Here is a 10,524-nt window from a genome sequence, read left to right as displayed (position 1 = left end):
GGGCCCCCGCCCCCCACATAAAACCGCACCCACGTGGGGGGGGGCGCCCTCCCCGGGGGGGCCCCCCCCCCGGGGGCCCCCCCCGCCCCCCCCCCCCGCGACCGCCCCTTCAAGGAGGTACGTGGATGACCAGCACGGTCCCCGCACCAGGAACCTGTACGGCCGAGGGCTCCGCCCTGCAAGCCGTGCTGCTCGACATGGACGGAACCCTGGTGGACACGGAGGGCTTCTGGTGGGACGTCGAGGTCGAGATCTTCGCGAGCCTCGGCCACACCCTCGACGACACCTGGCGCCATGTCGTGGTCGGCGGCCCCATGACCCGCAGCGCGGGATTCCTCATCGAGGCCACCGGCGCCGACATCGGCCTCGCCGAGCTCACGGTGCTGCTCAACCAGGGCTTCGAGGACCGCATCGACCGGACCCTGCCGCTGATGCCGGGAGCCGCCCGGCTGCTGGCCGAGCTCGCCGCGTACGAGATCCCGACGGCCCTGGTCTCCGCCTCCCACCGGCGCATCATCGACCGGGTGCTCACCTCGCTCGGCCCCCAGCACTTCGCGCTGACCGTCGCCGGTGACGAGGTGCCGCGCACCAAGCCCCACCCGGACCCGTATCTGCTGGCCGCGGCCGGCCTCGGCGCCGACCCGGCCAGATGCGCGGTCGTCGAGGACACCGCGACCGGCGTCGCCGCGGCCGAGGCCGCCGGCTGCCATGTGGTGGCCGTACCATCGGTGGCACCGATCACCCCGGCCGCCCGGCGCACCGTCGTGACCTCCCTGGAAGAGGTCGATCTGGCATTTCTGCGCGGACTCATGGCGGCGTGACAACGGAAATGCGCGCGGCGTTCACGCAGCGTGCAACATCGTTAAGCGCAGAAATTCCGCAACGAAATTCGAACGCCCGGGGCGGCCGAATTCCGGCACCTGCCAAGACTGTTCAGTTTGTGATGTTCACCACTCCAAATGGGTCCGACGGGCGTCCCGCACAAGCCGCCTCGCCCTCCGTGAAGGGCTTTCGGGGCGCCTTTGTGTCCCGATTGATGGAACGGTGCACGAATCCTTCCACCCTCGGGGATCCGGTCCGTCCGCACCCGATTCCGCTCCGTGAGGGGGCCTCAACTCCGGTGGCCGTGAACCGTCCTGCGGGCGCGGACTAATCTCGTCGCGAGAACATCGCACTTACCCCGTGATCCGCCGCGACACCCCTGCATGCCGGGTACACGGAGTCGACAGCTGGAGAAACCCGAGCATGAACCGCAAGACTTTGGTGCTGCCGGCCGTCATCGGCCTGCTCGCGCCGGTTCTCGCCGCCTGCGGCGGAACCGACAGCGGCAGCGACAACGGCGACGCGATCGTCGTCGGCACCACGGACGCGTTCACTGCCTCGAAAGACGCCCCCGCCCCGCTCGACCCGGCCTTCGCCTACGACGTCGGCACCTGGAACATCCTCCGCCAGACCGTGCAGACCCTGATGATCCAGCCCCGCGGCGAGGGCGACCCGGTGCCCGAGGCCGCCCAGAGCTGCGGCTTCACCGACAGCGGCAACGAACGCTACGCCTGCACCCTGCGCGAGGACCTCAAGTTCGCGAACGGCGACCCCGTCACCGCGGACGACGTGAAGTACTCCATCGACCGCGCCCGCTCCCTGAAGGCCGACAGCGGCGTCTTCGCGCTGCTGTCCACCATCGACACCGTCGAGACCCAGGGCGACCGCGAGGTCATCTTCCACCTCAAGACCGCCGACGCCACCTTCCCGTTCAAGCTGTCCACCCCGGTCGCCGGCATCGTCGACCCGGACATCTACGCCAAGGACAAGCTGCGCGACGGCTTCGAGGTCGACGGCTCCGGCCCGTACACCCTCCAGGCCGAGGTCGACAACGACGAGCTGGTCTCCGCCGTGTTCACCAAGAACCCCGACTACAAGGGGAGTCTGAAGGTGAGCAACGACAAGGTCGAGCTGCGCAACTTCACCGACGCCGACGCGATGGGCACCGCCCTCTCCGACGGCGACATCGACCTGATGACCCGCACCATGTCGCCCGAGCAGATCCAGAAGCTGTCGGCCGACTCCGACGACACCACCGACCTCGTCGACATGGCCGGCCTGGAAATCCGCTACCTGGCCTTCAACACCGACGACCCGGCCGTCAAGAGCAAGGCCGTCCGCCAGGCGATGGCCCAGGTCATCGACCGCGGCGAACTCGTCTCCAAGGTCTACGGCTCCCAGGCCGAACCGCTGTACTCGCTGGTCCCCGCCAGCATCACCGGCCACTCCAACTCGTTCTTCAACAAGTACGGCGACCCGGACGTCGGCAAGGCCAAGTCCCTACTGGAGAAGGCCGGCATCACCACCCCGGTGAAGCTGACCCTGCACTACACCACCGACCACTACGGCCCGGCCACCAAGAAGGAGTTCGAGCTGCTGCGCAAGCAGCTGAACGACAGCGGGCTGTTCGACGTCGACATCAAGGGCGCGCCCTGGGCGACCTTCCGGCCCGCCGAGCAGAAGGGCACCTACGAGGTCTACGGCATGGGCTGGTTCCCGGACTTCCCCGACGCCGACAACTACCTCGCGCCGTTCCTCGACAAGGACAACTTCCTCGGCTCGCCGTACGCCAACAGCACGATCCGGAACACCCTGATCCCGGAGTCCCGGCGCGCCGCCGACCGCCTCGCCGCGGCCGGCAGCCTGACGGAGATCCAGGACATCGTCGCCAACGACGTGCCGGTGATCCCGCTGTGGCAGGGCAAGCAGTACGTCGCCGCGGGGGACGACGTCACGGGTACGGCGTATGCGCTCAACTCCTCCTCGACCCTTCAGCTGTGGGAGCTCGGCCGTGGCGTGAGCGGCTGACGTCTCTCCGCCCGGCGCCCACGACCCACGGCGCCGGGCCAGGCCCGGGCACCAGGACGAGACCCGGGTTCCTCACAACGACGACAAGGCACTCGTACGTGAACATACGCACCCAGTGGCCGGTCCTGCCCGTCGTGGCAGGGCTGGCCTCCGGCCTGCTGACCGGCTGCGGAACCGAGACGGGCGACTCCGGGGGGACCGGCACCTCGGTGGTCATGGGGATGTCCGACGACATCCTGGCCACCGACCCCGCGTCCGGCTACGACCCCGGCTCCTGGCTGTTGTTCAACAACGTCTTCCAGTCGCTGCTCAGCTTCCCCAAGGGCGCCACCGAGCCGCAGCCGGAAGCCGCCGAGCAGTGCACCTTCGCCGACACCAGGGCCACGGTCTACAAGTGCACCCTCCGGGACGGCCTTAAGTTCAGCAACGGTGACGCGCTCACCTCGGCCGACGTCAAGTTCTCCTTCGACCGCATGCTGAAGATCAACGACCCCGACGGCCCCGCGGTCATGTTCCCCACCCTCGACAAGGTGGAGACCCCGGACGACAAGACGGTCGTCTTCCGCCTCAACACCCCCGACGCCACCTTCCCGAGCAAGATCGCCTCCGGCGCAGGCTCCATCGTGGACGAGGACCAGTACGACGCGAAGGGCCTGCGCAAGGACGGCGCCGCCGTCGGCTCCGGGCCCTACCAGCTCGACACCTTCGACGACGACGAGGCCGTGTTCTCCGTCAACGAGAACTACAAGGGCAACGCCCATGTGCAGAACTCCGGCGTCACGCTGAAGTTCTTCCACGGCGACCAGGACGCCCTGAAGAAGGCCCTGACCGACAACGACGTCGACATCGCCTACCGCGGCCTCACCTCGGGCGACATAGCCGGCATCGAGAAGTCCGGCGAGGACTCCGGTGTCGAGGTCGTCGAGGGCAGCAGCGCCGAGGTCCAGCACCTCGTCTTCAACATGGACGACCCGGTCGCCGGAAAGCTCGGCGTCCGCAAGGCCATGGCCTACCTGATCGACCGTGACGCCCTCATCAAGGACGTCTACCAGGGCACCGCCCAGCCGCTGTACTCGATCATCCCGGCGGGCATCGGCGGCCACAACACGGCGTTCTTCGACACCTACGGCGCCCGCCCCTCCAAGGCCAAGGCCACCGCCGCACTGCGGGACGAGGGCATCAACGGCAAGGTCAAGCTGACCCTGTGGTCCACCCCCTCGCGCTACGGCCCCGCCACCGACCAGGAGCTCAAGGCGATCGCCCAGCAGCTCAACGACAGCGGCCTGTTCGACGCCGACGTACAGTCCGTCGCGTTCGACCAGTACGAGAAGGACGTCGCCGCCGGCAAGTACGGCGTGTACGTGAAGGGCTGGATCCCGGACTACCCGGACGCCGACAACTTCACGTCCCCCTTCTTCGGCAAGGGCAACGTGCTGAGCAACAACTACCGCAACAACGCGATCACCGGCTCGCTCATCCCCCGCACCGCCGCCGAGAGCGACCGCTCCGCGACGGACGACGAGTTCGGCCAGCTCCAGGACATCGTCGCCAAGGAACTCCCCGTCCTGCCGGTCTGGCAGGCCAAGCAGTACGCCGTCGTCCGCGACGACGTGTACGGCCTGGAGTACTGCCTCGACGCCTCCACCGTCTTCCGCTTCTGGGAGCTCAACAAGGGCTGACGCACGGCCGTACCGCGCGTCCACACGCGCAGGGCGCCCCCTTCTCCGGAAGGGGGCGCCCTCTTCGCCGTAGCGCGGACTCCTGGCGCGGACGCCTGGCTCTACTGTGCGCCGGGACGCACCAGCCCGCTCTCGTACGCGTACACCGCGGCCTGCACCCGGTCACGCAGCCCCAGCTTGGTCAGCACGTGACCCACATGCGTCTTCACGGTGGTCTCGCTGACGAACAGATCCGCCGCGATCTCCGCGTTGGACAGGCCCCGCGCCACCAGCTTCAGCACCTCCACCTCGCGCTCGGTGAGCGTGTGCAGGGTGTCCGGGACCGGCTCGTCGCCGGACGGCAGATGCGTGGCGTACTTGTCGAGCAGCCGGCGCGTGATGCTCGGCGCGAGCATCGCCTCACCGGCGGCCACCACACGGATCGCCTGCACCAGCTCATTGGCCGGGGCGTCCTTCAGCAGGAAGCCACTGGCGCCCGCCTTCAGCGCCTCCACCACATACTCGTCGAGATCGAACGTGGTCAGCACCAGCACCTTCGCCGGGCCGTCCCGCCCGGGCCCGGTGATCTGCCGCGTCGCCTCGACCCCGTCCATCCGGGGCATACGGATATCCATCAGGACCACGTCGGGCTGCAGCGCCCGCACCTGGTCGAGGGCCTGGAGACCGTCACCGGCCTCGCCCACGACCGCGATGTCCTGCTCCGCCTCCAGAATCATCCGGAAGCCGGTACGCAGCAGCGGCTGGTCGTCGACCAGTAGGACACGGATGGCCACGTAAGTCTCCTTCGCTAGTCCGGCCCCATTCTGCCCTGTGCACCGCCACCGGACTCGCCCGCCCTGACCGGCAGCGACTACGCCTCTCTGGGGACGCCGCCCTCGACTGCCGCTGCGCCGCCGGCCGGACCCCCGGCCGACCCCGGGGCCGCCACCCTCACCGGCAACGGATACGGCGGGGGAGTGCCGCCGAATTCCGGGCAGTGCGCCTGATGATCGCACCAGCCGCACAGCTTCGTCGGCCGGGCACGCCAGTCGCCCGTCTCCGTCGCCAGCCGGATCGCCTCCCACAGCGCGAGCAGCTTGCGCTCCACCCGCTCCAGGTCCGCGAGGACAGGGTCGTACGTCCGCACGTCACCGCTGCCCAGATAGACCAGCTGGAGCCGGCGCGGGATCACCTTCTTCAGCCGCCACACCACGAGCGCGTAGAACTTCATCTGGAACAGCGCACCCTCGGCGTACTCGGGCCGGGGCGCCTTGCCCGTCTTGTAGTCGACGATCCGCACCTCACCCGTCGGCGCCACGTCGACCCGGTCGATGATGCCGCGCAACCGCAGCCCCGATTCCAGCTCCGCCTCGACGAACAGCTCCCGCTCGGCCGGCTCCAGCCGGGTCGGATCCTCCAGCCCGAACCAGCGCTCGACGAGCTGCTCCGCCTCCCCGAGCCACGTCGCCAGCCGCTCGCCCTCGGGATCGTCCGCGAACAGCTCCACGACCTCCGGCCTGCTCTCCCGCAGCCGCTCCCACTGACCGGGGACGAGGGACCTGGCACGCGGAGCGGTCCGCTCGGCGGCCGGGGCGTCGAAGAGCCGCTCCAGCACCGCATGCACCAGCGTGCCCTTCGTCGCCGCCGCACTCGGCTTCTCGGGCAGCCGGTCGATCACCCGGAACCGGTACAGCAGCGGGCACTGCATGAAGTCACTCGCACGCGAGGGCGACAGCGAGGCCGGCGCTATGGCCACCCGCGTGGCACCGTCGGCCGCCGTGGCCGTGGCCACGCCTGTTCCCACCTCGACCGGCGCCTCAGCGCCCTGCGCCCCCGCCGGGAACTCCTCCGCCACCGGACCCGTCCCCGGCGCGTCGTCACTGCCGCAGCCCGCCGCGGCACCCTCCGTGCTCGTCTCCATGACCACAGACCCTACGGCCCACCACTGACAGTGACCCAGCCGCCGCCGTCACGGCCGTGCCCACAGGGAAAACAGAGGGGGTGCCGGGGAGAAACGCGTCACCACGCCCGCATACCATCGACCAGAGACCCTTCCGCCCGGCTGGAGCGGAAGACGCTTCGAACGAGGGGACACCGTGGACGAGAGCGGCAGCGGGCAGCCGCGGTCCGGCAACGAGGAATCGGCCGAGCGCCACGCACCACCTACGACCCCGGCCACGGGCCCCGCACGCCCCGGCACGCCCCGGCGCGCCACGGGCACCGACGATCCCCCGACACCTCCGGCCGACGAACCGACCATGGTGGTACGGCGGTTGGACCTTCCCCCCGACGGCAGCGACGGAGCCGCGCCGCAGGGGGAGGGGCCCGAGGACCGGCCGACTCCGCGGCCCGAAGACGCTGCCGGTGCCGGTGCCGATGGCGATGGCGCTGCCGACGGGAGTACGACGGAGGACACCTCGCCCGAGTCCCCCCGCCCCGTCCCGACCACGAAGAGCACCCCCCAGGAAACCCCCCAGCACACCGACGGCCCCACCGCCGACCAGCCGCCCGGCCACACCGTCGACGCCCACCGCACGCTCGCCCACACGGGAACCAAAGGGCAGCCGCCCCGGACACCCGAGCCACGCGGCGGACTGCTCATGGGACGCCCCTTCGGAGTCCCCGTCTACGTCGCCCCCAGCTGGTTCCTCGTCGCCGCCCTCATCACCTGGGTCTTCGGCGGACAGCTCGACCGCGTGCTGCCCGAGCTCGGCGCCGCCCGCTACCTCGTCTCCCTCTTCTTCGCGGTCGCCTTCTACGCCTCCGTCCTCGTCCACGAACTGGCGCACACCGTCGCCGCCCTCCGCTTCAAGCTCCCGGTCCGCCGCATCCAGCTCCAGTTCTTCGGCGGCGTCTCCGAGATCGAGAAGGAGGCCGAGACACCCGGCCGCGAGTTCGTCCTCGCCTTCGTCGGCCCCCTGCTCTCCCTCGTCCTCGCCGGCGTCTTCTACGCCGCCATGCAGCCCGTCGAACCCGGCACCGTCCCCGGCGTCCTGCTGGCCGGCCTGATGATCTCCAACCTCATCGTCGCCGCCTTCAACCTGCTCCCCGGCCTGCCCCTCGACGGCGGCCGCATGCTCCGCGCCGTCGTCTGGAAAATCACCGGCAAACCGATGCACGGCACCATCGCCGCCGCCTGGGTCGGCCGCGCCCTCGCCGTCTCCGTCCTCGTCGGACTCCCGTGGCTCACCCAGTCCGGCGCCCTCGGCTCCGACGCCGTCGACAACGTCGGCATGGACACCGTCATGGACGCCCTGCTTGCCGCCATCCTCGCCGCGATCATCTGGACCGGCGCCGGCAACAGCCTGCGCATGGCCCGCCTGCGCGAACACCTCCCCGAACTGCGCGCCCGCACCCTCACCCGGCGTGCCGTACCCGTCGAGACCGACACCCCCCTCTCCGAGGCCCTGCGCCGCGCCAACACCGCCGGCGCCCGCGCCCTGGTCGTCGTCGACGCCGACGGCAACCCCCTCTCCCTCGTCCGCGAGGCCGCCATCGTCGGCGTACCCGAACACCGCCGTCCCTGGGTCGCCGTCAGCGGCCTCGCCCAGGAACTGACCGACGGCATGCGCGTCTCCGCCGAGCTCTCCGGAGAGGCACTCCTCGACGCCCTGCGGGCCACCCCGGCCACCGAGTACCTGGTGGTCGAGGAGACCGGCGAGATCTACGGCGTGCTGTCCGCGGCCGACGTGGAACGCGCCTTCGTGAAGGCCATGGCCCGCCCCTCCTAGCACCGGACACGGTGGTCGGCGGCCCCCGCAAACCCCGGTAGGCTGTTCACATGTCCGAACCGACCGGTGCCGCCCGCAGGCGCGGGCCCTTCAAGGTCGGGGACCAGGTTCAGCTGACCGACCCCAAGGGCCGCCACTACACGTTCACGCTCGAAGCCGGGAAGAACTTCCACACCCACAAGGGTTCCTTCCCGCACGACGAACTGATCGGTGCTCCCGAGGGCAGCGTTGTCCGCACCACCGGGAACGTCGCCTACCTCGCGCTGCGCCCCCTGCTCCCCGACTACGTCCTGTCCATGCCCCGCGGGGCAGCCGTCGTCTACCCGAAGGACGCGGGGCAGATCCTCGCCTTCGCCGACATCTTCCCCGGCGCCCGCGTCGTCGAGGCCGGCGTCGGCTCCGGCTCGCTCAGCAGCTTCCTGCTGCGCGCCATCGGCGACCAGGGCATGCTGCACTCCTACGAGCGCCGCGAGGACTTCGCCGACATCGCCAAGCAGAACGTGGAGCGCTACTTCGGCGGCCCCCACCCCGCCTGGCAGCTCACCGTCGGCGACCTCCAGGACAACCTGTCCGACACCGACGTCGACCGCGTCATCCTCGACATGCTCGCCCCCTGGGAATGCCTGGAGGCCGTCTCCAAGGCCCTCGTCCCCGGCGGCATCGTCTGCTGCTACGTCGCCACCACCACCCAGCTCGCCCGGACCGTCGAGTCCATCCGCGAGATCGGCTGCTTCAACGAGCCGACCGCCTGGGAGACGATGATCCGCAACTGGCACATCGAGGGCCTCGCAGTCCGCCCCGACCACCGGATGATCGGCCACACCGGCTTCCTGCTCACCGCCCGCCGCCTCGCCGACGGAGTCGAGCCGCCCATGCGCCGTCGCCGCCCCGCCAAGGGCGCCTACGGCGAGGACTACGAAGGCCCCAACGCCGACGGAGGCACCGGCCGCTGAGACGGCCCCGTGCCGCAACCAACGTACAAGCGCTGTGGTCGAGTTCCCGGAACCCCTCCGGAACTCGACCACAGCGTCTTTCCGTTGGCGTAAGGGCATACAAGCGACACCCGCGAGCCCCACACGCCCCCCGTGCACCCCCGACCGCCAGACATCCGGCACCGTAACTACACACCCCCGCCGTTCCCCCGCACTGTGACGTATGGCACCATGCTGGCCACCCCCCCCCACCGGCACAGCCCTCACAGGAGACGCTCCTAGTGCAGCAATCCGCCGTCCCGGAACTGGCACACACCCACACCCGACCGATCCACTGGCTCGCCACCGCCACAGCGGTCGCCGCAGTCGTGGCCCTCTCCTCGGTCCTGCAGCCCAACTCGGCGACAGCGGCCCAGACAGCCGGCCCGGACGCGAAGAAACCCACCACGGTCACCACACCCCCCGACCCGGCGCACGTCGACTTCCCGCTCGAATGCGGCCCCGTGAAGGCGGTCGTGGTCAAGAAGGCCACCGGAGACCTCGACGGCGACGGCAGCCCCGAAACCGTGGCCGTCGTGCACTGCGACTCCCCCATGGGCACCCCGCCCGACGGCGTCTACGTCCTCACCCAGGGCGCCGAGACGAACGCACCCCGCGTCGTCGCGACCCTCGTGAACCCCAAAGAGGGCATCACCGTCAGTGACATCGCCGTGCGTGACGAAGCCGTCGTCACCGACCTCCTCGGCTACTCCACCGAGGACGTGCCGCGCTGCTGCCCCGACGTGAAGAACAGCGCGAAGTGGCAGTGGAAAAATGGCGCGTTCGTCCGCTCGACACCCTCCGGTGCACACAGCGTCTGACCCACGCCACCCACCGTTGTGAGAAATCAGACAGTCGTAACAGCCCGTACAGGCAAGGTCACTCGGCGTCGGGGCCGAACACCTCGACCTTGTCCGAAACCCGACGCACATGGATACAGTCGCCCGGACACTCCTTCGCCGAGTCCACCACATCCGTGAGAAGCGGCAGCGGTACGGGCGTTGTGGCCCCCCTGGCCTGCAAAAGCTCGTCCTGCGCGCCCTTCACGTAGGCCAGACCGTCGATGTCCAGCTCGAACACCTCAGGGGCGTACTGGGCACAGATCCCGTCACCGGTACAGAGATCCTGATCGATCCAGACCTCCAGCGCCTCACCCTCGACCCCGGCCGCCTGCTCCACGCTCATCTCTCCTACCGCTTCCTGCCCCGAGCCGTACGGGAATCCGGCCAGCTCTGACGGGTGTTGAACGCTTTGACCCTACCTCTGCCTGGGTTCCAATCATGTGCGGTGGGTATTCCCCTGGCGTGAGGGAGA

General features: G+C 69.8%; 9 protein-coding genes. 6 read left to right on the top strand and 3 right to left on the bottom strand.

Going from position 1 to position 10,524, the window contains the following annotated elements:
* The first annotated feature begins 125 nt into the window (after positions 1–125).
* The 3 genes from ACFWYS_RS41065 to ACFWYS_RS41055 all read left to right on the top strand — a co-directional run bounded on the left by ACFWYS_RS41065 (position 126) and on the right by ACFWYS_RS41055 (position 4,529).
* Positions 126–821, top strand: coding sequence for an HAD family hydrolase (locus ACFWYS_RS41065; protein WP_384781055.1), 696 nt, complete (start codon positions 126–128; stop codon positions 819–821).
* 424 nt (positions 822–1,245) lie between these two features.
* Positions 1,246–2,850, top strand: coding sequence for an ABC transporter substrate-binding protein (locus tag ACFWYS_RS41060; protein WP_384781052.1), 1,605 nt, complete (start codon positions 1,246–1,248; stop codon positions 2,848–2,850).
* A gap of 98 nt (positions 2,851–2,948) precedes the next feature.
* Positions 2,949–4,529, top strand: a complete 1,581-nt coding sequence (locus ACFWYS_RS41055) for an ABC transporter substrate-binding protein (RefSeq protein WP_384781048.1) — start codon at positions 2,949–2,951, stop codon at positions 4,527–4,529.
* Between the two features lie 101 nt (positions 4,530–4,630).
* Here the strand turns inward: ACFWYS_RS41055 and ACFWYS_RS41050 are convergent, their stop codons facing one another.
* A complete protein-coding gene (locus ACFWYS_RS41050) occupies positions 4,631–5,302 on the bottom strand; it encodes a response regulator transcription factor (RefSeq protein ID WP_030946450.1) in 672 nt (223 codons plus the stop codon).
* Positions 5,303–5,379: 77 nt separating this feature from the next.
* Positions 5,380–6,429: a RecB family exonuclease gene (locus ACFWYS_RS41045; protein WP_384781044.1), complete on the bottom strand. Its 1,050-nt coding sequence runs from the start codon at positions 6,427–6,429 to the stop codon at positions 5,380–5,382.
* A 175-nt stretch (positions 6,430–6,604) separates the two neighbouring features.
* Between ACFWYS_RS41045 and ACFWYS_RS41040 the strand changes: the two genes are divergently transcribed.
* The 3 genes from ACFWYS_RS41040 (at position 6,605) to ACFWYS_RS41030 (ending at position 10,031) form a co-directional block, all read left to right on the top strand.
* Positions 6,605–8,239 carry a site-2 protease family protein gene (locus tag ACFWYS_RS41040; protein ID WP_384781041.1) on the top strand — a complete coding sequence of 545 codons (1,635 nt, stop codon included), beginning with the start codon at positions 6,605–6,607 and terminating at the stop codon, positions 8,237–8,239.
* 50 nt (positions 8,240–8,289) lie between these two features.
* Positions 8,290–9,192: a tRNA (adenine-N1)-methyltransferase gene (locus tag ACFWYS_RS41035; RefSeq protein WP_272114801.1), complete on the top strand. Its 903-nt coding sequence runs from the start codon at positions 8,290–8,292 to the stop codon at positions 9,190–9,192.
* A gap of 260 nt (positions 9,193–9,452) precedes the next feature.
* Entirely contained in the window at positions 9,453–10,031 is a 579-nt protein-coding gene (locus ACFWYS_RS41030) for a hypothetical protein (RefSeq protein ID WP_384781038.1), read from the top strand.
* Between the two features lie 58 nt (positions 10,032–10,089).
* Here the strand turns inward: ACFWYS_RS41030 and ACFWYS_RS41025 are convergent, their stop codons facing one another.
* A complete protein-coding gene (locus ACFWYS_RS41025; RefSeq protein WP_384781035.1) occupies positions 10,090–10,395 on the bottom strand; it encodes a ferredoxin in 306 nt (101 codons plus the stop codon).
* Between the last annotated feature and the right edge of the window lie 129 nt (positions 10,396–10,524).

Source organism: Streptomyces sp. NPDC059010 (assembly GCF_042740355.1).
Taxonomy (GTDB): domain Bacteria; phylum Actinomycetota; class Actinomycetes; order Streptomycetales; family Streptomycetaceae; genus Streptomyces.
The sequence above is the reverse complement of the archived record's forward strand: the minus strand, read 5'-3'. Positions and strand labels throughout refer to the sequence as shown.